Genomic DNA, 24443 nt, shown 5'->3' on the forward strand with positions numbered 1-24443 from the left:
ACCGCGAACCAGAGTCGCCAGGGCACTGGACGCCCGACCCGTCCAGCTGGGCACCCCCGATGGGGACCGACGGCGGGGACGAGGGGGACCGGCGAACCCCCTCGCCCACCCGATCCGCCGTAGGCCCTAGCCCTGCCCGGCGTCTCCCCCGTGCGCGGTCGAGAGCACGTCGAGAACAGCCACCGCCCCCGCCTTGTCCAGTGGTTCATTGCCGTTCCCGCACTTCGGCGATTGAACGCAGGACGGGCAACCCGCCGGGCAGTCGCAGGAGACGATCGCCTCCCGCGTCGCGGCCAACCAGGGGAACAACGCGGCGAAGCCGCGGTCGGCGAAGCCGGCTCCCCCGGGATGACCGTCGTGCACGAACACCGTGGCCCGACCGGTGTGTTCGTGCAGGGCAGTGGAGACACCACCGATGTCCCACCGGTCGCAGGTCGCGAACAGCGGGAGCAAGCCGATCGCCGCGTGCTCGGCGGCGTGCAGCGCGCCGGGGATGCGCGCCGGGTCCAACCCGGCGCCCCCCGGCGCGCTGTCGGTCAGCAGTTCGTCGGAGATCGTGTACCAGACGGCGCGGGTGACCAGCTTGTGCGCGGGCAGGTCCAGCGGCACCTGGTCGAGCACCTCGCCGGAGGGCAGGGTTCGCAGGTAGCCGACGACCTGCGAGGTGACCTCCACGTCCCCGAGGCACACCGTGATCCCCGGCGCCGGACTCCGCTCCTGCACCGTGGCGAGCACCGAGATGTCCACGACGTCGCGCGGCGAGGTGTGCCACTCCGGGTTCTCCAGGTGCACCAGCGCGAGGCCGCCGTCCAGGTCCAGCTCGTCCACCACGAACGACTGCCCCTGGTGCAGGTAGACCGCGCCGGGATGCACCGTGGCGCACGCCGAATCCGGGTCGACGGTGCCGAGCATCCGCCCGGAGTCGCCCTCGACGACGGCGATCTGCTGCCCACCGGACCCGCGCAGTTCCACTTCCCGGTGCGGGCGTTCCCGCTCGGTCCAGTACCAGCCGCGCGGCCGCTTGCGCAGCACTCCGGCCTCGGTGAGCGCGTCGGTCGCGGTGCGGGCGGGTTCGCCGCCGAAGACCTCGAACGCCGCTTCGTCCAATGGCAGCTCGGCCGCGGCGCAGGCCAGGTGCGGTTCGAGCACGTAGGGGTTCGCCGGGTCCAGCACCGTCGACTCGACCGGCCGGTCCAGCACGGCGGGCGGGTGGTGCACCAGGTAGGTGTCCAGCGGGTCGTCCCGGGCGACGAAGACGACCAGCGCGTCGTCCCCGTCGCGCCCGGCGCGCCCGGCCTGCTGCCAGAACGAGGCGAGCGTGCCCGGGAACCCGGCGACGACGACCGCGTCCAGGCCCGCGATGTCGACGCCGAGCTCCAACGCGTTGGTGGCCGCGACGGCGAGCAGTTCCCCGCTCAGCAGCGCCCGTTCGAGCTTCCGCCGGTCCTCCGGCAGGTACCCGCCCCGGTAGGCGGCGACCTTGTCCACCAGCGAATCGTCCACTTCGGACAGGGCGCGGCGGGCGGCCAGCGCGGCGAGCTCGGTGCCGCGCCGAGATCGGATGAACGCGAGCGTGCGGGCGCCTTCCACGACGAGTTCGGTGAGGATCCGCGCGGCCTCGCTCCCGGCGGAACGCCGGACCGGCGCGTCGTTCTCGCCGGACACGTCGTCCAGCAGCGGTGGTTCCCACAATGCGACAGTGCGGGCGCCGCGCGGCGAGCCGTCCGCGGTGACGGCCCGGCACTCGGCGCCGATCAGCCGTTCGCCCAGGGAGGCCGGGTCGGCCACCGTCGCGGAGGCGAGCACGAACACCGGTTCCGCGCCGTAGTACCGCGCGATCCGCCGCAGCCGCCGCAGCAGCAGCGCCACGTGCGAGCCGAAGACGCCCCGGTAGGTGTGGCACTCGTCGACGACCACGTAGGAGAGGTTGCGGAAGAACCGCGCCCAGCGGGAGTGCTGGGCGAGCACGCCGTGGTGCAGCATGTCCGGGTTGGTGAACACCCACCGGCCGTGCGCCCGCACCCAGTCCCGCTCGACGAACGGGGTGTCCCCGTCGTAGGCCGCGGCGCGGATCCCGTCCAGGCCCAGCTCGGTGGTGGATCGGAGCTGATCGGCGCCCAGCGCCTTGGTCGGCGACAGGTACAGCGCGGTGGCCCGGGCGTCGGTGAGCAACCGGGTGAGCACCGGCAGCTGGTAGGTCATCGACTTGCCGGACGCGGTGCCGGTCGCCACCACGAGGTGCTCACCGGCCCACGCGGCTTCGGCGCCTTCGGCCTGGTGACTCCAGGGGCGTTCGGCGCCGCGGGCGCGCAGCGCCTCGACCAGCGGTTCGGGCGCCCAGCCCGGCCAGTCCGCGTGCTGCGCGGGCCGTTCGGCGAGCTGTTCGACGTGCCGCAGCGGTGATTCGTCCGCGGGCGTGCCGGCCAGCACCCGGTCCAGCAGCCGCTTGCCGTTGCCGGTCCTGCCCGCTCTCCGGTGTGCCGAGTTCACGTGGTCGAGCGTCGCACAGCGCCGTTCCCGCACCGCACGCACGCGGAACCTGCGGCCCGGTGATCTCGTTCGGGTGGACTCGCCCGCCACCGCGCCGTCGTGGCCCGGTGCGCGGGCCGCGGGGGTGTGAGGTGGCCTGCGGGCGCGGCCGAGGCGTCCGCGCGGCGGTGTCCGCGCGGGTCTCCGGGGCCGCGACACGCCGGTTCGATCCGGCTGCGACACGCGATACACGAAGTCACCCGTTCGGTCCACGTAGAAGTGTGTCCGATCGGGTGATCAAGTCCTAACTGGATCGATCACTCGATAACGAAGCAGCACGTCGTTGCGAGGCGCACATCACACCGTGAAGTAAGACACGTCAGGCCTGAATAGACTTCGCGGCCACGACATCGATCGCGGACGGGCCCCGGCGGGCCGCTCGCGGCCGAGGCCGTACCGAGCGTCGGAGTGGACGCACCACCGCCTCTCCGGCGTGCCACCGAGCCACACCCGAGGAGGACGGATGTCCCTGCTGTCCCCGGTCCAGCCCGGCTGGGTCGCCCAGGGCACTGCACCACCGAGCTCGACGCACCGGATGGACCTCGCGCAGAACGCCCCCGGTGCGTTCGAACTCAGCGGCTCCGACTACGCCGTCGTCGGCGTGGTCCTGATCATCGCCTTGGCGGCGCTGGCCTTCGGCTACGTGCTGATCAAGGAGGTGCTGGCGGCCGGCCAGGGTTCGGCCAAGATGCAGCAGATCTCGCAGGCGGTGCAGGAAGGCGCCTCCGCGTACCTCAACCGGCAGTTCCGGACGTTGGCCGGGTTCGCCGTCGTGGTCTTCGTCGTGCTGTTCGTGCTCCCCGCGAACAGCACCGGCGAACGCATCGGCCGGTCGATCTTCTTCCTGTTCGGCGCGGCGTTCTCCGCCGCCATCGGCTACCTCGGCATGTGGCTGTCCACCCGCGCGAACGTGCGGGTCGCGGCCGCGTCGAACGATCCCGGCGCGGGCCGGGAGAAGGCGATGCGCGTCGCGTTCCGCACCGGTGGCGTGGTCGGCATGACCACCGTCGGCCTCGGGTTGTTCGGCGCGGCGCTGGTCGTGCTCGTCTACGCGGGCGAGGCACCGCGGGTGCTGGAGGGCTTCGGCTTCGGCGCCGCGCTGCTGGCGATGTTCATGCGGGTCGGCGGCGGCATCTTCACCAAGGCCGCCGACGTGGGCGCGGACCTGGTCGGCAAGGTCGAGCAGGACATCCCGGAGGACGACCCGCGCAACGCCGCGACGATCGCCGACAACGTCGGGGACAACGTCGGCGACTGCGCGGGCATGGCCGCGGACCTGTTCGAGTCCTACGCGGTGACGCTGGTGGCGTCGCTGATCCTCGGGACCGCCGCGTTCGGCCTCAAGGGGCTGCTGTTCCCGCTGATCGTGCCCGCGATCGGCGTGGTCACCGCGGTGATCGGCGTGTACCTGACGAAGGCCAAGGCGGGGGAGAGCGCGTTGACCGCGATCAACCGCTCCTTCTTCATCTCCGCGGGGATCTCGGCGGTGCTGTGCGCGGTGGCCGCGCTGGTGTACCTGCCGAACTCGTTCGCCGAGCTGACCGGGGCCTCGCCGGAGGTCGCCGGCGCCAGCGGCAGCCCGGCGCTGATCGCGTTGGCCGCCGTGCTCATCGGCATCCTGCTGGCCGCGGTGATCCTGAAGCTGACCGGCTACTTCACCGCCACCGAGCACCGCCCGGTGCAGGACGTCGGCGAGTCCTCGAAGACCGGTGCCGCCACGGTGATCCTCACCGGCCTGTCGGTCGGCTTCGAGTCGGCCGTGTACACGGCGCTGGTGATCGGCGCGGCGGTGTTCGGCGCCTTCCTGCTGTCCACCACGCTGACGGTGGCGCTGTTCGCGATCGCGCTGGCCGGGTGCGGTCTGCTGACCACGGTCGGCGTGATCGTCGCGATGGACACCTTCGGCCCGGTGGCGGACAACGCGCAGGGCATCGCGGAGATGTCCGGTGAGTTCGAGGGCGACGGGGCGAAGATCCTGACCGAGCTGGACGCGGTCGGCAACACCACGAAGGCGATCACCAAGGGCATCGCCATCGCGACCGCCGTGCTGGCGGCGACCGCGCTGTTCGGCGCCTACCAGGACGCGATCGTGCAGGCCGCGCGCGCGGTCTCCACCACGATCACCGCGGAGGCGTACCAGGTGTTCGCGCCGAACGTGCTGGTCGGCATCGTGATCGGGGCCGCGGTGGTGTTCTTGTTCTCCGGGCTGGCGATCAACGCGGTGTCCCGGGCGGCCGGTGCCGTGGTCTACGAGGTGCGGCGCCAGTTCAAGCAGAACCCGGGGATCATGGACGGCTCCACTCGTCCGGAGTACCACCGGGTGGTCGACATCTGCACTCGCGACTCGCTGCGGGAGCTGGCCACGCCGGGATTGCTGGCGGTGCTGGCTCCGATCGCGGTGGGCTTCGGCCTGGGCGTGGGGCCGCTGGCCGGGTACCTGGCCGGTGCGATCGCCACGGGCACGCTGATGGCGATCTTCCTGGCGAACTCCGGTGGCGCGTGGGACAACTCGAAGAAGCTGGTCGAGGACGGCCACCACGGCGGCAAGGGGTCCGAGGCGCACGCGGCGACGGTCATCGGCGACACGGTCGGCGACCCGTTCAAGGACACCGCGGGCCCGGCGATCAACCCGCTGCTCAAGGTGATGAACCTGGTGTCGGTGCTGATCGCCCCTGCGGTGGTCACGCTGTCGGTGGGTGATTCGGCGTCGCCCGCGGTGCGGATCGCGATCGCGGTGGTGGCGGCGCTGGTCGTGGTGGGCGCCATCGTGGTGTCCAAGCGGCGCAGCACGGCCATCTCGGACGCGCCCGCCGACGACGACAAGATCGTCAACGGCGCGACCTGATCGGTGGCCGCCGCTCCTCCCGCGAGCGGCGGCGGTGCGGTGGAGGGGCGTTCGGCGTGCTCGTCGGGCGCCCCTCCGCTGTGCGCTGGGGGGACTCCCGTCGGCGGGGCCCCGGTTCCGGGGGCGGCCGTGCTGGTGCGGGAGAGTCGGGGAGCACGCCGACCCGACCTGAGGGAATGCGCATGAATATCCGTTCGACCTCCGTCGCGGTGCTCGCCGCCGTCCCGCTGGCGCTGGCCGGCTGCTCCCAGGGCGAACCGCAGCAGCCCGCCCCGCAGCAGCAGGAGCAGCCCCAGCAGCAGGAGCAGGGCCAGCAGCAGGAGCAGGGCCAGCAGCAGGAGCAGGGCAAGCCCGCGCAGGCGAGTTCCGACGGCGTGGCCTGGACCGGCGAGCTGTGCGGGCTCGTCGGCGGTTTCTCCGCTTCGCAGCAGCAGGCCCCGCAGGTGGACAAGACGAACACCGAGACCTTCAAGGCGTCGTCCATCGCGCAGATGACCGCTGCGCACGACGCCGCGGACCAGACGGTCACCGGGCTCCAGCGGATCGGCCCGTCGCCGATCGCGGGCGCCGACCAGGTGGCCACCACGTTCGTGGACGGATTCACCCAGGTCCGCGACATCCTCTCCGCGGCGAAGGGCAAGGCCGAGCAGGTCGACACCTCCAACGAGCAGGCGTTCACCACGGGCATGACCGGGGTGCAGGAGGAGCTGAAGAAGGGCCAGCAGCTCGACTTCAGTGCGCAGTTCGCCGAGTTCTCCAAGAACCAGCAGCTCAACGACGCCGCGATGAAGGCGCCGCAGTGCCAGCAGTTGACGCAGTCGGCCGCTCAGCAGGAGCAGCTCCAGCAACAGCCCCAGCAGCAGCCCCCGGGCTGACCCGGCAGGTGACTCCGCCCGAACGAGGTCGATCGATCCCTCGTCCGGGCGGAGGCCCTGGTCAAGCTCGAACGGACGTTCTACGATCACGCATCGTGGACCAGCTGTCCTTCTTCTCCGCGGAGGCTCGCCACCCCCGGGTGGCCGACCTCGCGGGACTGCTGTGCGGCCCGGGCCAGGCCGTCGGGTTCGGTCGCGGCACCGCGGCCCGGCTGTCCGTGGTCGTCGCCGACGACTGGCGCGCCCGGTCGCTGGCGCGCGCCTGCGCCGACCGCGGGGTGGCCGCCGAGCTCGGTCGCTCCGAAGAAGGACACCCGCTGGTGCGCACCGCGTTCCGCGCCGACCTGACCGGCTTGGCCGGGCAGTGGCTGCGCGGCGCGGTGAAGTCGGTCCCCGCGGACTTCGCCCCCGACGGGGCGGCGCTGCGGCTGTGGGCGCTGACCGCGGGGAGGCCGGTGCCGGGCGGGTACCTGCTGGGCCTGGACCCGCACGCGCCGGAGACCTACGAGCCGTTGGCGGCGGCTCTGGCCAGGGCCGGGCTGCCCGCGCGCTGCACGGGTCCGCGAGCGGGCGGACCAGCGCTGCGCGTCACCGGACGGCGCCGGATCGAGCGGCTCGCGGAGCTGGTCGGTCCGACCCCCGATGGTGCGATCGAGCGAACGTGGCCGCTCGTCTCCTGACGATCACGCCACAGGTCGGGGCAGGTCACGCAACGGAACAGGACCGGCACCCGATACGTTCGTACGGAACGGAAGACGCGAGCGCAGGCGTGTTGTGTGCCACGCTGTGCGTCCCTGGGTGCGGCATCCGGGGTGGTATGCGGTGCACACTGGCGGATCGGACGCCTCCGCGAGAAGAGAGCAGGTAAGCGTGGCTGGGTCGACACGGGCGAAGCAGAGCGGCGGTAACGGCCGGGCTTCGGGGTCCTCCGGCGGGACGGACTCCGGACGTCGGCGGTTGGTCATCGTCGAGTCCCCGGCCAAGGCACGCAAGATCGCCTCTTACCTCGGCACCAACTTCGTGGTCGAGTCCTCCCGCGGCCACATCCGCGACCTGCCGCGCGGCGCCGCCGACGTGCCCGCCAAGTACAAGGGCCAGTCCTGGGCGCGCCTCGGCGTGGACGTGGAGAACGACTTCGAGCCGCTGTACCTGGTGACCGCGGACAAGAAGTCGACGGTCAGCGAGTTGAAGGACGCGCTGAAGGAAGTCGACGAGCTCTACCTCGCCACGGACGGCGACCGCGAGGGCGAGGCCATCGCCTGGCACCTGATGGAGACGCTGAAGCCGAAGGTGCCGGTGCGGCGCATGGTGTTCCACGAGATCACCGAATCCGCCATCCAGGCCGCCGCCGCGAACCCGCGCGACCTCGACCAGGACCTGGTGGACGCGCAGGAGACCCGCCGCATCCTGGACCGCTTGTACGGCTACGAGGTCAGCCCGGTGCTGTGGAAGAAGGTCATGCCGAAGCTCTCGGCGGGCCGCGTGCAGTCCGTGGCGACCCGGATCGTGGTCGAGCGGGAGCGGGAGCGCATCAAGTTCGTGCCCGCCTCGTACTGGGACATCTCGGCGACGATGGACGCCGGGGCGAGCGCCGAGCCGCCGCGCTTCGGCGCCCGGCTGGTGACCGTGGACGGGGCGAAGGTGGCCACCGGCCGCGACTTCGGCCCGGACGGCCGGTTGAAGAACGCCGACGTGAAGCCGCTGGACGAGCCTGCGGCGCGGCGCCTCGCGGCGGCGCTGACCGACGCCCGGCTCAGCGTCTCCAGCGTCGAGGAGAAGCCGTACACGCGGAAGCCGTACGCGCCGTTCATGACCTCCACGCTGCAGCAGGAGGCGAGCCGCAAGCTCCGCTTCTCGGCGGACCGCACGATGCGCACCGCGCAGCGGCTGTACGAGAACGGCTACATCACCTACATGCGAACCGACTCGACGACGCTGTCCGAGACGGCGATCACCGCGGCGCGCAACCAGGCCAGGGAGCTCTACGGGGACAGCCACCTGTCGCCGCAGCCGCGCCAGTACAACCGCAAGGTCAAGAACGCCCAGGAGGCGCACGAGGCGATCCGCCCGGCGGGCGAGAGCTTCCGCACCCCCGGCCAGGTCGCGAACGAGCTGGACGTGGACGGGTTCAAGCTCTACGAGCTGATCTGGCAGCGCACCATCGCCTCGCAGATGGCGGACGCGAAGGGCACCACGCTGTCGGTGCGCATCACCGGTACGGCGACCTCCGGCGAGGAGTGCACGTTCGCCGCGTCCGGCCGCACGATCACCTTCGCCGGGTTCCTCAAGGCGTACGTGGAATCGGTGGACTCGGAGGCCGGTGGCGTCGCCGACGACGCCGAATCGCGGCTGCCGCGGCTCAGCCAGGGCCAGGCGATCACCGCCGCCGAGCTGGAGCCGGACGGCCACAGCACGAACCCGCCGGCCCGCTACACCGAGGCGAGCCTGGTGAAGGCGCTGGAGGAGCTGGGCATCGGCCGTCCCTCCACCTACGCGTCGATCATCAGCACCGTGCAGGAGCGCGGCTACGTGTGGAAGAAGGGTTCCGCGCTGGTCCCGTCCTGGGTGGCGTTCGCCGTGGTCGGGCTGATGGAGCAGCACTTCGGCAGGCTGGTGGACTACGACTTCACCGCGGCGCTGGAGGACGAGCTGGACCGCATCGCCGAGGGCCGCCAGCAGCGCACCAAGTGGCTGTCCGGCTTCTACTTCGGCGGCGAGGTCGGGCCGGGTGACTCGATCGGCCGCGCGGGCGGGCTCAAGAAGCTCGTCGGCTCCAGCGTGGAGCAGATCGACGCGCGCGAGGTGAACTCCATCCCGATGTTCACCGACGACGAGGGCCGCACCGTCTACGTGCGGGTGGGTCGCTACGGCCCGTACCTGGAGCGGCCGCTGAACGCGGAGGAGTCGCAGCGGGCGAACCTGCCGGACGACCTGCCGCCGGACGAGCTCAGCTCGGAGGTCGCGGAGAAGCTGTTCGCGACGCCGATGGAGGGCCGCAGCCTCGGCACCGATCCGGCGACCGGGCACGAGGTGATGGCGAAGGAGGGCCGGTTCGGCCCGTACGTCACCGAGGTCCTCCCCGAAGGGGACAAGTCGAAGCCGCGCACCGGCAGCCTGCTCAAGTCGATGTCGTTGGACACCGTGACCATCGACGACGCGCTGAAGCTGCTGTCGCTGCCGCGGGTGGTGGGCACCGACCCGGAGTCCGGCGAGGAGATCACCGCGCAGAACGGCCGCTACGGCCCGTACCTCAAGCGCGGGACCGATTCGCGGTCGCTGGAGACCGAGGACCAGATCTTCACCGTCACCGTCGACGAGGCGCTGAAGATCTACGCCCAGCCGAAGCAGCGCGGCCGCCGGGCCGCGGCCCCGCCGCTGCGGGAGCTCGGCGACGAGCCGGACACCGGCAAGCCGCTGGTCATCAAGGACGGCCGGTTCGGTCCGTACGTCACCGACGGCGAGACGAACGCCTCGCTGCGCAAGGGCGACGAGGTCGAGTCGCTGACGATGGACCGGGCCGTCGAACTGATCGCGGAGCGGCGGGCGAAGGCCCCGGCGAAGAAGAAGACGACGAAGTCGACCGCGAAGACCAGCACGGCGAAGTCGACGAAGAGCACCGGCACGAAGACGACGGCGAAGAAGTCGACGACCAAGACGGCGTCGAAGTCGACCGCGACCAAGTCGGGGACGTCGAAGTCCACCACCGCGAAGTCCGGCGCGGCGAAGAGCAGCACCGCGAAGTCGGCGAAGAGCCCGGCGTCCCGGGCGAGCGGCTCCCGCTCGTCCTCGTCGAGCCGCAGCACCTCGTCCACCAGCGGCAGCTGACCGCGGCTCCGGGCGCCGGGTCGCTGATCCGGTGTCGGCGCGGCCTCGTACAGTGCGTGTCGACGCAGGCGGTGCGACGACCCCGGAGGTGACGTGGTGGCGCAGGTCCCCGACCCGGTAGCGGGCGAAGTCCCCCCGGCGACCGGGGTGTGGGCGGACATCGTCGGCCAGCCCGACGCGGTGCGCACGCTGTTCGCCGCCGCGCAGGCCGCCCACCTCCAGGTCCGCGGCGAGCCCGCGCCCGCGGGCGCCATGACGCACGCGTGGCTGTTCACCGGGCCACCCGGTTCGGGTCGTTCGGTGGCCGCCCGGGCGTTCGCCGCCGCGCTGCAGTGCCTGGAACCGGGCGAGGCGCCGGGCTGCGGCCGCTGCGCGGCGTGCCGGACGGTGGTGGCGGGGACCCACGCGGACGTGAAGGTCGTGGTGCCGGAGGGCTTGACGATCTCGGTGCGCGAGATGCGGGCCCTGGTGCAGGCCGCGGCGCGCCGCCCCACCACCGGCCAGTGGCGGGTGGTGCTGATCGAGGACTCCGACCGGCTCACCGAAGGCGCGGCGAACGCGCTGCTGAAAGCGGTGGAGGAACCGCCGGACCGCACGGTCTTCCTGCTGTGCGCGCCGTCGGACCACCCGGAGGACGTGCCGGTCACGATCCGCTCCCGGTGCCGCGCGATGCAGTTGCGCACCCCGCTGGCCGGGTCGATCGCCGAGGTGCTGCGGGAGCGCGACGACGTCGGCGACGAGATGGCCTGGTGGGCGGCTTCGGTGTGCGGCGGGCACATCGGGCGGGCTCGGCGGCTGGCCACCGATCCGGAGGCCCGGGAGCGGCGGGACCGGGTGCTGAGCATCCCGGTGGGGCTGCGCCGGTTCTCGGACGTGTTCACCGCGGCGAGCGGGCTGGTGAAGTCCTCCGAGTCGGAGGCGACCTCGGCGAACGAGGACCGCAACGAGGCGGAGAAGGACGAGCTGCGCACCGCGATGGGTGCGGGCGGCACCGGCAAGGGCACGGCTTCGGCGACCCGCGGCGCGAACGCGGCGCTGAAGGAGCTGGAGAAGAAGCAGAAGTCGCGCGCGACGCGCTCGCAGCGCGACGCCCTGGACCTGGCGCTGGTGGACCTCGCCGGGTTCTACCGCGACGTGCTGGTCTCCCGGTCCGGGTCACCGGCGTCGTTGAACCACCCGGATTACGCCTCGGACGTGGCGAAGGCCGCGTCGCAGTGGACGTCGGAGTCGACGCTGCGGCGGCTGGAGGCGGTGCTGGAGTGCCGCACCGCGCTCACCCAGAACGTGAAGCCGATCATCGCGGTGGAGGCGATGGTCGCGACCCTGCACCACGGCTGACCGGCGCAGGGAAAGGCCCCCGCGCTCTCCTCCCAGAGCGCGGGGGCCGTGGCTTGCGTGATCAGCCGCGCTGATCGAGGTTGGCGAGCCCCGCCAACGGGGTGCCGCTGAGGCCGTCGGCGAGCGGCTTGCCGACCGCACCGCCCGCGTTGCTCAGGTCGAGCAGGCCGCCCTTGGGCGTGCCGCCCACGGTGGGCTTGGTGGTGGGGGCCGTGGCGGTGGTGTCGCCACCGTCCTCGCCGTTGGAGCCGTTCTGACCGCTGGTGCCGGGCTTGCCGGGCTGCCCGCTCTGGGAGTCGGTGGTGGTGTTCACCTGGTCCGCGGGCAGCGCGTTGATGAGGCCGATCATCGAGGTGCCGAAGTCGTCGATGGTGTCGACGATGCCGCGCACGTTCTCGTCCTTCGCGAGGCCGTCCACCGGCGTCGCGCCGGAACGGGCGCTCTGCTGGGCGGGGATGACGCCGCCGATCGGGAGGTGGGCGCCCTGGGTGGCGACCGGGTGGGTGTGGGCTTGGGTGAAGTCCTGCAGCGCGTCACCGATGACGTTGCCGCCACCGGTGCGGCCGGTGGCGGTGCCCGCCTGCTCGGCGAGGGCCTGCGGCGCGCGCACCACGTCGCCGACGGTCTGCTGCACGCCGTGCACGGTTCCGGCGGCGTGGAAGGCGGTCTGGGCGACCCCGTTGTCCACCGGCAGCTCGGCCGGGAACTGCGAGTCGGCGTGCGCGGTGCCGGCGAAACCGACGGCGCCGGCGCCCGCCAGCACGGCGGCGGCCGTGGTGAGGCTGCGTTTCATCGCCTTGCTCCTCTCTGCACAGGCCCTCACCTGTGCGCCAGAGGTCGCAGCGTACGGAGCCGGGACCGGCCACTAATCAGCGATCACAGCCGTCGCGGTGCGTCGACGGGGAGTGCGCTGAGCGGCCGGTTTCCGACCCGTTCGTGTGAGGCGGAAGATCTTGGAACTACTGTCCGGCGACGGAGGTCACGTCGATGGACTGGTTGAGGTGCTGCTGGCGCTTCGCCTGCTCCTCGCGCAGCGACTCGACGGTGTCGGCGAATTCGGCGTACGCGTCGCCTTCGTCGTCGAACCTGCTGTAGCGGCCCGCGCGTAATTCGACCGAGTGGTACTCGCGTTCGAGCACGTCGGCGGTCTGCTGCAGGCTCGCCGCGCGCTCCCGGTACTTCGCGTAGCCGCCGAACGCCGCCGCGACCGCCACCAGCAGGCTGATCGCCACCGCGGCCCAGCGCGCGCCGACGACCGCGGCGGAGGCCGCGGTGACGGTGGCGCTGATGATCGAGCCGGCGATCACCACGGTGTGCAGCACGTGGTCCTTCCAGCGGTGCCTGCCCGCTTCGGCGCGGTAGCGCTCGATCACGTCCGGCAGGTCGGCCCGGTAGCGCTTGCGCATGCCGAGCAGGTCGCCCGCGTTCCACTCGTCGAGTTGGTGCTCGCGGTGCGCGCGTTCCAGCTCGCGCAGTTCGGAGGCGACCGAGCGCACCGCGAAGTGGTGCCGGTAGGCGATGCGCCCCGACGCGGCGACCGAGCCGACCGGGATCGCCACGGCCAGCACCGAGACCGCCACCGGTGGTGCGAGCAGCACGATCCCGGAGATCGAGAGTCCGGCGAGGGCCACGTTCCCCGGACAGGTCCAGATCAGCAGGAGTCGTTGCAGGATGCGCGCTCGGTAGAGCTGTTCGGACAGCTCGCTGATGCGGCGCTCCCAGTCCTGCGGCTGGGTTTCCCCGGCGATGACCCCGCCCCCAATGATGCCCGTGCCCGCGTCCCAACGCTCCATCACATCGATCCTTCCGGCGTCACTGTGATCGAAGTAGTTCCCCAAGTACGACGACAATCGACCGGTCGGGTGATAGCTGATTGGGCTGATCGGCCTACACCCTGTTGCGCCATGTGATCACTGCAGGTCGGCCGGGAGGAATCTTCGCCGAAACCTGCCAGTGATAACAGCCGATGGCGCAAGTACTCAGTCGCCGCGACTACTCGCCCCGGATCGGGGCTCTCCACTGTGGCAGCGCACCCGTCCGGCCCAACCACGTGGGCCACGGTCGGCGCATCGCACCTGCCTGCTATGGGGCGCGGGGGCGCGTGCCGGGGAGTTCCCCGGTGTCGCGGCGGCCGGTGTCGCGGGTGGTCCGAGGCGGCGCGGCGGAGCGGTGCGCGTGGTGCTCGGACCCGTTCGGATCCTGGTCTCGTCCGGTCTCGGCACGTATTTCGGGGTGCGGTTCGCGCATGGCTTTTCCGGGAGTTCCGAACGGGAGGTGGTGCCCGTCCGCGCGTCCCTCGCGCGGGCGGGACCGATTCTGCCGGATTCGCCGTTCCGGCAGTTCAGTTCGGTGCGGCGGAATGCCGAGGGGGGCGGGACGATCTCCGCGGGCTTTCGTCGAATGCGCAATTCGGCGGCCGGTGGCGGGAATGGGTGGTCCCGCGCATTCCGGGAATGGTCTGCTGCCGGAGGCCCGGGAAAGCCGGTCGCGGTCACGGCGGGCGCGGTCGCGAGCCGACGGGGGAGGACGAAGAAAAGACCGCAGGTCCACCGGGGTGGTCCTGCGGTCTTCTCGGCGAGCCGCCTGAGGGAATCGAACCCTCGACCTACGCATTACGAGTGCGTCGCTCTGGCCGACTGAGCTAAGGCGGCGTTGCGGAGCAAGTGTAGCGGGTGGCCGCGACGGCCCGGCGAAGGGGTTGGCGGCCCGGTCGTGTGTCACCGGTTGCGCTGAAATCGGGCGTCACTCGGACGGGAGCCCGTCGTTGAGAGGTTCGGTGACGCTCGTCACCACTTCTTCTAGGGAAGGCAGGCCGGATGCGATCAGCTCGACCGCTGCGTCGTTTCGCCGCCGCCACGACGGTGTCGCTGGCCGTCGCCGGGCTGAGCCTGCCCGCAGCGTTCGCGCAGACCACACCGGTGCCGACGCCGGTGGACCCGGACCAGCCCCCGGCTTCCGAGGGGCCGGCCCAGCCAGGCCCGATCACGGCCGAGGTGGGCACCGGGATCGGCGTGCTGCGGGTGCTGCCCGGCGCGGTGCCGGGAGAGACGATCTTCGACGATCCCGCGTACGAGAACGCGCTGCGCAAGCAGGCGCTGCTCGAACTCGGGCTCGGGCTGGCGAAGTCGACGGCGAACTCCGAGGCGTACCTGGCCACCGAGCGCTCGACCGCCGAGGCCTCGCCGTTCGGCGCCGCGATCGGCGGGTACGCGCCGCAGGTACCGGGCGCGTCGGTCGCGCAGACCGCGGTGCCGGACCACGCCGAGCCGACGACCACCGGCGTGCAGCCGCCGCCGTCCCCGGCGGACGCGCTGGTGAAGCTGGGGCTGCTGGAGGGCAGCGCGCACGCCAGGTGGGACGAGCGGCTCGGGCCGTGCGTCTCGCCGATCTCGGAGGCGAGCAGTTCGCTGGCGAGCCTGTCGGCGGTGAACGTGCTGCCCGCGCTGCCGGACACCCCGCAGCAGGACGGCGACCAGCACGCGGCGCTCGCGGGCGCCCCGGGGTCGCCCGCCCGGCTCGGCGGTCTGCTCTCCGGTGGGGAACCGACCGAATCGGGCGCGGGCTCGCTGGTGCACGTGCCGGACGCGGTGCGCGCGCACTCCAAGATCGAACTGGTCGACGTGCCGGGCTTGGCGGGCAAGGCGGTGCGGTCCACCTCCACGATGCGGCTGGCGAGCGTGCGGCTGCTGTCCGGCACTCCGCAGGAGCTGCGGGTCGACGTGGTGAGCGAGCCGACGCTGACCGTCACCGCCACCGGTGATCCGGCCACGTCCACCGTGGACTACGAGGCCCCGGTGCTGCGGGTGACCCAGGGCGGGCGGGAACTCGCGGAGCTCGACGCGGCGAACCCGCAGGCGGACCTGCCGATCGGGCTGCCGGGCGTGCCGGGCGAACTGCCGGTCGTCGGTCCGGCGGTGAACGACCGCGTGCTCGACCTCGGGGTGCTGCGGCTGAGCATCGGCGAGCTCACCCAGGAGGCGAACGGCACCGAGCTGCGCGCCGGTGCGCGGATGTTCGACCTGAAGCTGCTGCCGGGCACGGCGCTCGGCATGCCGGACGCGGCGCTGGCGGAGGTCTCCTTCGGCGAGCAGACGGCCCGCGCCGGGGCACCGGCGGGCGGCGTGCACTGCGACGTGCCGTCGGCCCCCGCTCCCGAGCAGCCCGCGCCACCGGCGCAGGGCGCCGCCGCTCCGCCGCTGGCCAAGACCAGCGGTGCGTACTACACGATCCCGCTGTTCTGGACCGGGACGGGCCTGCTGCTGCTCGGTTCGGTGCTGGTGGCCGCGGTGCCGCGCCGCCAGGGGTGACCGCCGTCGTCCCCCGGCCCCGAACCGGGGGACGGCGACGGTGAGCCGCGGCTGCTCCTGCTGAGCTCGTGCGGCTCGGCCACGTCCGGTGCGGGTGGCCTGCTCGGTGGAGCGGATCCGGGGCGCGGGCGGCGAGCAGCGCCCGCTTCGCCGGTCCGCGACGGGGCCGGTCCGCGACGGGGCCGGTCCGCGACGGGGCCGGTCCGCGACGGGGCCGGTCCGCGACGGGGCCGGTCCGCGGGGGCGGCACCGCTCGGCCGGTCGTCCGGCGGCGTGGACCGCCCCCGGACGCGACGAAGGCCCTCCCCATCGGGAAGGGCCTTCGGGTTGCTCAGGGCGTCAGTGGTCGCCCTGCTCCTTGGCCCGCTCGTAGGACCGCTTGATCTCGGCTTCGGCCTCGGTGCGGCCGACCCAGGTGGCGCCTTCGACGCTCTTGCCGGGTTCGAGGTCCTTGTACACCTCGAAGAAGTGCTGGATCTCCAACCGGTAGAACTCCGCCAGGTGGTGGATGTCGCGCAGGTGCTCCTGGCGCGGGTCGTCGGAGGGGACGCAGATGACCTTGTCGTCGCCGCCCTTCTCGTCGCGCATCCGGAACATGCCGATCGCGCGCGCGGTGATCAAGCACCCCGGGAAGGTGGGCTCCTGCACCAGCACCAGCGCGTCCAGCGGGTCGCCGTCCTCACCGAGGGTGTCCTCGACGAAGCCGTAGTCGGCCGGGTACTGGGTGGCGGTGAACAACGTCCGGTCCAGCCGGATCCGGCCGGATTTGTGGTCCACCTCGTACTTGTTCCGGTTCCCCTTGGGGATCTCGATGGTGACGTCGAAGTCCACGCGGTTCCTCACTCGTTCTAGCCAGCTTGCTCGTCGAGACCGTGCCCGACCGTCCGGCCGCCGTTGCCAGGCCGGTCCCGCATCCCGGTCCCGTACATCGCCAGTGTCCTGACCTGCGATGATTTCGTCAGTCACCGCACGGCGTCACCCGAGGCCGAGCCGCAGGCTCACACGTCGGAGTGGCCGCCCGTGATGCGGCACGACCACGTCTAGTGTGGACCACGGCCGCGCGCCGAGCCCCACCGCAGTGCGGCAGCTCGCATCTGGCAGTCTTGCGCACCGTCGAGGAGGAAGCCCGTGCCCGAACCCCACCGCCTCAGGGGTGAGGTGTCCGAGCCCGATGCCACCGAGCAGTCCTCGAACGCTTCAGCAGCAAGTTCGCCGGGCGACGAGCGGGGCGGCCACGCCGAGCGGCCCGAGCGGCAGCGGCTCGCGGAGGGCGAGGCGGCGGGGTTCCCGGTCGAGGACCAGGAGGACGCCCCTCCCGCGCGCGGGAACGAATCGGAGCCTTCCGGCGATGGACAGCCGGTGAAGGACGATCGAACCGACTCCACCAGCGATGACGGCGCGGGAACCGCGGAATCCGGTGGGAACGCGGAGTCCGGTGGCACCGCGCGGGCCGGTACCGGTTCCGCCGCCGCGGAGGAGGAGCGGTCCGCGGCCGAGCCCGGATCGGACGGCGATGCGGCGGGGAGCGCTGCCGCCGGGGCGATGAACGGGGATGCGGCTGCGGATTCGGCCGACACCTCCGCCGAAGCGGGCTCGACCGGGGCTGAGTCTGCCGACGCCGACGCCGACGCCGACGCCGATTCCGCTGACGCCGATTCCGCCGACTTCGGTGGTGACTCCTCCGACGGCGATGCGGCAGCCGGTGGGACCGACGCTCGGCGCACGCAGCGGGACGGGGCCGGAGCGAGCGGTTCCGGGCGGGGTGCCGCCGACTCGAAGCCGGGCGCGCTGGACCGGACCGTGACCGGGCGGCTGTCCGAGGGCGACGGATCGGGTCATGTCGGAACGGGTGGCCCGAGTTCGGCGGACGCCCGCTCGGCGGGCGCCGGTTCGGATGGCGCCGAATCGGATGGCTCTCGCTCGGCGGGCGCGGGATCGGATGACGCTGGAACGGACGGCGCTCGTTCGGCGGACGCCGGGTTGGACGGTGCGCGCTCGGCGGATCCCGGATCGGACGGCGCCGGATCGGACGATGCGGGAGCGGGCCGGGCGACCGGCGGCGCGGGTGGATCGGCTGCCGCGGACGCGGGCCCCGCGGCCGACGAGCAGGACTTCCCGACGCAGGACCCCGAGGAACAGGGGGAAGGCTCAGCGGAGCGGAACGAGGCCCCGGCCGGCGGCGACGGCTCGACCGTGACCGGCTCCGCGTCGGCGGACGGGACCGGCTCTGCCTCGGGGGACGGGTCCGGTGGCGCGCCGGGCACGGACCCCGGATCGACCGTCCGCGGCTCCCTGCGCGGCGACGTCCCGGCGGAACCGAACTCGATCAGCTCCCGGCCGGTCGGCTTCGTCGGCTCGGTGGAGCCCGAGGCCGGGCGGGAAGCCGCCGCGCACGACTTCTCCGGCTGGCAGACGACCGGGTCCCAGGTGACCGGGCGGGTCTCCGGTGTGCTGGACACCGCGTTCCGCGGTGCGGTCCCGGGCGCGGCGTCCGCGCCCGGTTCGGCTGACGACCGTTCGGACGCGGAAGCGACGGGACCGGGAACTTCGGGCGCGTCGTCCGAAGAGCGGTCCGCGGACGCGGCGGACGAGCCTTCGGGTGACCAGCTCGCGGGTGACCGGCCTTCGGCTGACGACCTTTCGGCCGACCGGCCTTCGGCTGACCACCCTTCGGACGGCTCGGTTGCGGATGACCGTCCCTCGGGAGCTCGGGGTCCGTCGGATCCGGGTTCCGCGGACGCGGACCCGACGGCGGAGTCGGTGACGGCGGAGTCGGCGGAGCGGTCGGCCCCGCAGGAGCGCGCCGCCGGGCACGGCTCGACGACCTCGGCGCAGCGCAGGACCGCCGCGGACACCGCCGACGAGACGGCGAGCGCCGAGGACGGGAGCACCGGAGACGGGAGCACCGGAGACGAGCGGACCGGCGCGGCGGCGGAGCAGGCGGACTCCGCCGCGGAATCCGGTGCGGAGAGCACTGGCGGTGCGACCCGGCCGAGCAGCGGGAGCTCGGCGGGCACCGCCGCCGCGGACGGTCCCGCCGACTCGGCGACCGGCGCCACGGCCGCTGCTGATCCGGCCGGCTCCCCGGCCACCGCGGACGGCCGCACCGGTGAGGATGCTGCCGGGGACGCGGACGGGGTGGACGAGGACGCACCGGGCCGGACCGATCGTTCCGCCTCGGAGGACGGCTCGGACCGACCCGCGGAGCAGGCATCCGAGGACTCGGTCCCGGACCACCGGACCACCGACGACCAGGCCACCGATCACTGGACTCAGGACGGCTGGACCCAGGACCGCTGGACCCAGGACCGCTGGACCCAGGACCGCTGGACTCAGGACGGCTGGGCTGCGGACGCCGGGACCACGGGCGACCGGACCACCGACGAGCCGACCACCGACGAGCGGACCACCGGCGAGCGGACGACCGAGCGCGCCGCGCCGGACTTCGAGGTGTCCGACCCGGAGCAGGCCGCCGCCGTCAGCCGGGCGGAGCCGGCGGAGGACACCGAGACCACCGGGCCGCAGCAGCCGGCGACCGCGGCCGAGCCCCGGCCCTCCGAGGCCGAGGCCGAGGGCGCCGGCGCGGCGGTGGACGTGCCGCTGGACACCGCGGTGGCCGCGCAGGCCGAGCTCACCGAGGACGTCGAAGCCACCGGCCCGCAGCGGGCGGTGCCCGCGGAGGCGCCCAGCTCCGAGCAGGACTCCGGCCGGACGGGCACGACCGAGCGCTCCGCGCCCGCGACGGAACGCTTGGACCGCAGCGCCCTCGCCGACCGCTCGACGACCGCGGACCGCTCGACGACCGCGGACGCCGACCGCTCGACCACCGCCGACCGCCCGGACACCACCGCCGCCCCGGCCGCTCCGGGCCACCCGGCATCCTCCGGCGGCCAGGCCACCGAACCGGCAGAGCGGACCGACGCCGACCGCGACGCGACGGCCGACCAGGACGCGGACGCCACCCGCGGTACCGCCCCGAGCACGGACCGGGATCCGACCGCCGACACCGGCCGGCTCCCCGTCGTCGAGGACGGGACCGCCCGCGTCGACCGCCGCCGGGCGGCCGAGGAGCGGACCCGCGACGAGGGGCCGACCGCCGAGCAGGCCCGGGTCGAGGCGGAGCCCGAGGAGGCCGCGGACGACCGGGACGAGCCCGTGGACTCGGCGTTCTCCGCCGATGCGGGCGCCGCCCCGCCGTCGTCCACCGATCCCCGGCCGCACGTCGAGCAGCCGCCCGCGGTGGACTCCGCGTTCACCGCGGATGCCGGGACGCCGATCGGGCCGCCGCCCGCCGAGCAGACCCAGCAGTTCCGGCGGATCGACGACACCCAGCAGTTCAGCGTGGCCGACCTGGAGCAGGAGGCCCGGCGCCGCGAGCAGCACGCCCCGAAGCAGCCCGACCAGCAGCAGGCCGCGAAGCAGCCCGGCGAGCAGCACGCCCCGAAGCAGCCCGACCAGCAGCAGGCCGCGAAGCAGCCCGGCGAGCAGCAGGCCGCGAAGCAGCCCGACCAGCAGCAGCGCCCCCAGCAGGGTCGGCAGCCCCAGGACCCGCAGCAGCAGGGCCGCACCGAACCCCCGCAGGACCGCCCCGCCGACCGGCCGCGCCCGCAGGCGTTCGACCAGGGTCCGCCGACCACCCGGATCCCGATCGTCCCGCCCGCGCCGCAGCAGCCGTCGCGCCCGGTGCCCGGCCCTTCGGACGCGGAGCGCACCCAGCAGTTCCGCCGCCCCGACTTCTCCGGCCCGCCGCCCGGCAGGCAGCAGGGGCAGCAGCCTCCGCCGCCGCGCACCATCCCGGTCGCGCCGCACCGCCCGCCGCAACAGCAGCAGCCCCCGCAGCCGCAACGGCCCGCGCAGCCGCAGGACTTCGCCGTTGCCGCGCAGCCGCCGCGGCCCCAGGAGCAGGCCCAGCCCGCGGAACCGCACGAGGACGAGCGGTACGACGGCTACGAGGAGCACGAGGACGCTCCCGCCGAAGCGGCCCCCGCGCCGCGGCGCGGGCGCGCCACGGTGCTGCTGGCGGTGTTGACCGTGGTCGTGCTGGGCGCGGGTCTCGCGGTCGGCGTCCCGGCGTTGATCAACGGGATCAGCGCCGCCCAGCTGGCCGATCCGCCCGCGCCGGTGCGGCTGTCCCCGTCGATCCGCCCGGTCGGGATGGACGCGCCGGAGCCGAGCGGTTCCGGCATCGAGGCGGCGGTCAGCGGCCCGCTGGCGAACCCGGTGCTGGCGCCGGTCACCGGTGCGGTCGTCGACGTGCGGTCCGGGAAGACGCTGTGGGAGCGGCAGCAGGACACGCCGATGATGCCCGCCTCCACCGGCAAGTTGCTCACGACCAGCGCCGCGATGCTGGAGCTCGACCACGACGCCCGGTTCACCACCGAGGTGGTGCGCGGTTCCCAGCCGGGCAGCGTGGTGCTCGTCGGCGGCGGCGACCCGACGTTGTCGACGATGCCCGCGGGCCAGGAGTCGGTGTACCCGGGCGCGGGCCGCTTCGACGACCTCGCCGAGCAGGTGCGGGCGGCGACCGGCGGCCAGGTCACCTCGATCCAGGTGGACACCAGCCGCTACCGGGGGCCGACGATGGCCCCCGGCTGGCTGCCCGGCGACGTCGGCGACGGGATCATGGCACCGATGGAGTCCGTGATGGCCGACGGCGGGCGCACCGGCGACCCGACCGAGGAGTACGACTCGCGGACCCAGAACCCCGCCGAGCTGGCCGGTCGGGAACTCGCGCAGCGGTTGGGCGTGCCCGCCTCCGCGGTGTCCGAGGGGACCGCGCCGCGCGGCGCCCAGCGGCTCGGTGCGGTGCGGTCGGCGACGATGCGCAAGCTCGTCGAGAGCACGCTGATCCACTCGGACAACGTGCTGGCCGAGGCGCTGGGCCGCGAAGTCGCGATCAAGACCGGGAAGGAACCGTCCTTCGCCGGTGCGGTGCAGGCGGTGCGCGAGGTGCTGCAGCGCAACGGCGTCGACCTCACGGGCGTGCAGATGTCCGACGGCAGCGGCCTGTCCACGGAGGACCGCATCCCGGCGAAGGTGCTGGCCGGGTTGATGGCCACCGCCGCCGAACCGGAGCGCGACGGCGGCCTGCCCGCCAAGAGCGCGAAGCTGCGCGCGCTGCTCACCGGCCTGCCCGTCGCGGGCGGCTCCGGCAGCCTCGCCGACCGCTACGGCGACGGCGCGGGCCGCGGCTGGGTCCGCGCGAAGACCGGCACCCTCGACGGGGCGAACAGCCTGTCCGGGACGATCCTCACCGAGGACGGCCGGCTGCTGGTGTTCGCGCTGATGTCCAACAGCACCAGCCCGCCGACGCAGGTCCGGCCCGCGCTCGACGAGGTCGTCGCGGCCGTACAGCAGTGCGGTTGCCGCTGATCGCGGGCTCGAACCGGGCTCGGCCAGCGGTGTCGCCGCTCGTCGCGACCGGAGTACGGTCGATTCCGTGACTCCGCGATCCGCGACGCTGCCGCCCCGACCGCACGGCCGGGACGGCGCGCAGCGCTCGCTCGACTGGGACCTGGCGGCCGCGACCGCGGGCCGGTTGATGCGCAGCGGACCCGACGTCCCCCGCGAGGACGCGGTGCACGCGGTCCGCTCGCTGCGCCGGGCCGGGGTGGCCGCCGAAACGCACGTGCGGGAGCTGACCGGGCTCGGCCTGGACCTGCCGGTGCTCGAAGGCGACGTGGTGGACCGGCGGGAGTGGGTGCGGGCCGCCGCGCAGGGCCTCTCCGAGCTGACGGGCATCGCGCTGCGCTCCCGCGGCACCGGTTCCGGCGACGATCCGCTCGGCGGGCTGGGTGCCCGGGGCGCGGGCGTGCAGGCCGGGCTGGTGCTGTCGTACCTGGGCACGAAGGTCCTCGGGCAGTACGACCCGTTCCTGCCCAGCGAGCGCGGCACCCGGCCCGGGCGGCTGTTGCTGGTGGCGCCGAACATCGTGGCCGCGCAGCGGGCGCTGGACGTGCCCGCCGACGACTTCACGATGTGGGTGTGCCTGCACGAGTCGACGCACCGGCTGCAGTTCAACGCGGTGCCGTGGCTGCGGGACCACTTCGCGGACAGCCTCGGCATGCTGCTCTCGGACCTGGATTCCTCCCCCGGCGAGCTGCTGGGCAGGCTGCCCGCGATCGTGCGCGGGGTGCGCGCCGGGCCGGACGCGCGGTCCAGCCCCGGCGTGCTCGGTGTGGTCGAGCTGCTGCAGGGGCCGCGGCAGCGCGCCGCGCTGGACCGGATCCTGGCGCTGTCCACCCTGCTGGAGGGGCACGCGGACCACGTGATGGACGCGGTCGGGCCGAGCGTGGTGCCCAGCGTGGCCACCATCCGCCGCCGGTTCACCGAGCGCCGCCAGGGCGGCGGGGTGCTGGACCGGCTGCTGCGCAGCCTGCTCGGCGTGGACGCCAAGATGCGCCAGTACGCGCAGGGCGCGGCGTTCACCCGGTACGTCGTGGACCGGGTGGGGATGGACGGCTTCAACGCGGTGTGGACCTCCCCGGAGCACCTGCCGACCCGGGCGGAGACCACCGATCCCGCGTCCTGGCTCCGCCGCGTCCACGGCTGACCGCCGCACCTGAGCTGCCCCGGTTGACCGCCGGGCTTTCGGATGGCCCGGCTGAGCGCCGAACCTGGGGCCCGATACCGGGACCACCGTTCGCGGGCGGGCCGTTGACCTGGGTCGTGGCGCGCCGCGGGGGCCGCCGAGAATGGGCCGGTGACTCCTGGCCGATCCGAGCGCGCCGCGGGGCCCGCGCTGCTGGCCGTGCGGACCGCGGTCCGCGACCTCCTCGCCGCCCACCCCGCGCTGCGGGACGCACCGCTGGTGGTGGCGTGCTCCGGCGGTGCCGACTCGCTGGCGCTCGCCGCCGCGACCGCCCACCTCGCGCGCGGCCGCGGCCTGCGGGTGCGCGCGCGGGTCGTCGACCACGGCCTGCAGCGGGGTTCCGCCGAGGTGGCCGAGCGGGCCGCCGCGCAGCTCGACGAACTCGGCTACACCGACGTGCGGGTGCTGCCGGTGCAGGTCACCGGCCGCGGTGGGCCGGAAGCCGCCGCCCGCCGCGCCCGGTACGCGGCGCTGGACGCGGACCGCCCGGAGGGGAGCGCGGTGCTGCTCGGGCACACCCGCGACGACCAGGCCGAAACGGTGCTGCTGGGCCTCGGCCGCGGCTCCGGCGCCCGCTCCATCGCCGGGATGCGCCCGTGGTCGCCGCCGTGGGCGCGGCCGCTGCTGGACGTGCCGCGGGAGACGACCGAGCGGGCGTGCGCCGAAGCCGGGCTGACGCCGTGGCAGGACCCGCACAACGGCGAGAGCCGGTTCACGCGTGTGCGGTTGCGCACAGCGGTCCTGCCGCTGCTGGAGGACGTCCTCAACGGCGGTGTCGCCGGTGCGCTCGCCCGCACCGCGCGCCAGCTGCGGGAGGACTCCGATGCCCTCGACGAGGTCGCCGCGGCGGTCCGTGCGCAGGTCGAACGGGGTGTGGACCTGGACGCGCGAGCCCTCGCCGAGCACCCGCCCGCGCTCCGGCGCCGGGTGCTGCGCGGCTGGTTGCTGGAACGCGGGGTCGCCGAGGTCTCGGACGCGCACCTGCGCACGGCGGACGCGCTCGCCGGCGCGTGGCGCGGTCAGGGCCCGCACGCGCTGCCGGGCGGCTTTGTGCTCCGCCGGACGCATGGCACGCTTCAGGTGGAACGTGGTGGACGGGGAACCGCCGGTCGGGTGATCGGCGGGTGAACGTC

General features: G+C 73.7%; 13 protein-coding genes and 1 tRNA gene. 9 read left to right on the forward strand and 5 right to left on the reverse strand.

Features of this window, described 5'->3' with window-relative positions:
• Nucleotides 1–126: 126 nt before the first annotated feature.
• A complete protein-coding gene (locus tag H1226_RS01510; RefSeq protein ID WP_258345211.1) occupies nt 127–2490 on the reverse strand; it encodes a DEAD/DEAH box helicase in 2364 nt (787 codons plus the stop codon).
• A 574-nt stretch (nt 2491–3064) separates the two neighbouring features.
• Between H1226_RS01510 and H1226_RS01515 the strand changes: the two genes are divergently transcribed.
• From H1226_RS01515 to H1226_RS01535, 5 genes are all read left to right on the forward strand, one after another.
• Nucleotides 3065–5374 carry a sodium-translocating pyrophosphatase gene (locus tag H1226_RS01515; RefSeq protein ID WP_258349315.1) on the forward strand — a complete coding sequence of 770 codons (2310 nt, stop codon included), beginning with the start codon at nt 3065–3067 and terminating at the stop codon, nt 5372–5374.
• Nucleotides 5375–5556: 182 nt separating this feature from the next.
• Nucleotides 5557–6249: a hypothetical protein gene (locus tag H1226_RS01520; protein WP_258345213.1), complete on the forward strand. Its 693-nt coding sequence runs from the start codon at nt 5557–5559 to the stop codon at nt 6247–6249.
• Nucleotides 6250–6344: 95 nt separating this feature from the next.
• A complete protein-coding gene (locus tag H1226_RS01525; RefSeq protein WP_224959744.1) occupies nt 6345–6929 on the forward strand; it encodes a hypothetical protein in 585 nt (194 codons plus the stop codon).
• A gap of 190 nt (nt 6930–7119) precedes the next feature.
• Entirely contained in the window at nt 7120–10074 is a 2955-nt protein-coding gene (gene topA, locus H1226_RS01530) for a type I DNA topoisomerase (protein ID WP_373690002.1), read from the forward strand.
• Between the two features lie 96 nt (nt 10075–10170).
• Nucleotides 10171–11412, forward strand: coding sequence for a DNA polymerase III subunit delta' (locus H1226_RS01535; RefSeq protein ID WP_258345218.1), 1242 nt, complete (start codon nt 10171–10173; stop codon nt 11410–11412).
• 61 nt (nt 11413–11473) lie between these two features.
• Here H1226_RS01535 and H1226_RS01540 read toward each other — a convergent pair whose 3' ends face one another.
• The 3 genes from H1226_RS01540 to H1226_RS01550 all read right to left on the reverse strand — a co-directional run bounded on the left by H1226_RS01540 (nt 11474) and on the right by H1226_RS01550 (nt 14063).
• Nucleotides 11474–12205 carry a hypothetical protein gene (locus tag H1226_RS01540; protein ID WP_258345219.1) on the reverse strand — a complete coding sequence of 244 codons (732 nt, stop codon included), beginning with the start codon at nt 12203–12205 and terminating at the stop codon, nt 11474–11476.
• A 166-nt stretch (nt 12206–12371) separates the two neighbouring features.
• Complete coding sequence (locus H1226_RS01545; RefSeq protein WP_258345220.1) at nt 12372–13205, reverse strand: DUF4231 domain-containing protein; 834 nt, start codon at nt 13203–13205, stop codon at nt 12372–12374.
• Between the two features lie 784 nt (nt 13206–13989).
• Nucleotides 13990–14063, reverse strand: a tRNA-Thr gene (locus tag H1226_RS01550).
• 165 nt (nt 14064–14228) lie between these two features.
• Here H1226_RS01550 and H1226_RS01555 point away from each other — a divergent pair.
• A complete protein-coding gene (locus H1226_RS01555) occupies nt 14229–15719 on the forward strand; it encodes a hypothetical protein (protein ID WP_258345221.1) in 1491 nt (496 codons plus the stop codon).
• Between the two features lie 339 nt (nt 15720–16058).
• Here H1226_RS01555 and H1226_RS01560 read toward each other — a convergent pair whose 3' ends face one another.
• On the reverse strand, nt 16059–16550 hold the full coding sequence (locus tag H1226_RS01560) for an inorganic diphosphatase (RefSeq protein ID WP_224959732.1): 492 nt from the start codon (nt 16548–16550) through the stop codon (nt 16059–16061).
• A gap of 1929 nt (nt 16551–18479) precedes the next feature.
• Here H1226_RS01560 and dacB point away from each other — a divergent pair.
• The 3 genes from dacB (at nt 18480) to tilS (ending at nt 24438) form a co-directional block, all read left to right on the forward strand.
• The gene (dacB, locus tag H1226_RS28035; protein WP_309148771.1) at nt 18480–22091 is read left to right on the forward strand and encodes a D-alanyl-D-alanine carboxypeptidase/D-alanyl-D-alanine endopeptidase; all 3612 of its coding nucleotides are present in this window, start codon (nt 18480–18482) and stop codon (nt 22089–22091) included.
• A gap of 88 nt (nt 22092–22179) precedes the next feature.
• Nucleotides 22180–23271 (forward strand): zinc-dependent metalloprotease, encoded by a 1092-nt coding sequence (locus H1226_RS01575; protein WP_255617646.1) that lies wholly within the window; start codon nt 22180–22182, stop codon nt 23269–23271.
• 150 nt (nt 23272–23421) lie between these two features.
• Nucleotides 23422–24438: a tRNA lysidine(34) synthetase TilS gene (gene tilS, locus H1226_RS01580; protein WP_258345225.1), complete on the forward strand. Its 1017-nt coding sequence runs from the start codon at nt 23422–23424 to the stop codon at nt 24436–24438.
• The last annotated feature ends 5 nt before the right edge of the window (nt 24439–24443 follow it).

The sequence above is a fragment of the Saccharopolyspora gregorii genome, from assembly GCF_024734405.1.
In the GTDB taxonomy this organism is placed as follows: Bacteria; Actinomycetota; Actinomycetes; order Mycobacteriales; family Pseudonocardiaceae; genus Saccharopolyspora_C; species Saccharopolyspora_C gregorii.

Bases quoted from the DNA above. Each gene is read 5' to 3' on its own strand.
- H1226_RS01515 (WP_258349315.1), top strand. From the start codon at position 3,065: ATGGACCTCGCGCAGAACGCCCCCGGTGCGTTCGAACTCAGCGGCTCC.
- H1226_RS01520 (WP_258345213.1), top strand. From the start codon at position 5,557: ATGAATATCCGTTCGACCTCCGTCGCGGTGCTCGCCGCCGTCCCGCTG.
- H1226_RS01540 (WP_258345219.1), bottom strand. From the start codon at position 12,205: ATGAAACGCAGCCTCACCACGGCCGCCGCCGTGCTGGCGGGCGCCGGC.
- H1226_RS01545 (WP_258345220.1), bottom strand. From the start codon at position 13,205: ATGGAGCGTTGGGACGCGGGCACGGGCATCATTGGGGGCGGGGTCATC.
- H1226_RS01555 (WP_258345221.1), top strand. From the start codon at position 14,229: ATGCGATCAGCTCGACCGCTGCGTCGTTTCGCCGCCGCCACGACGGTG.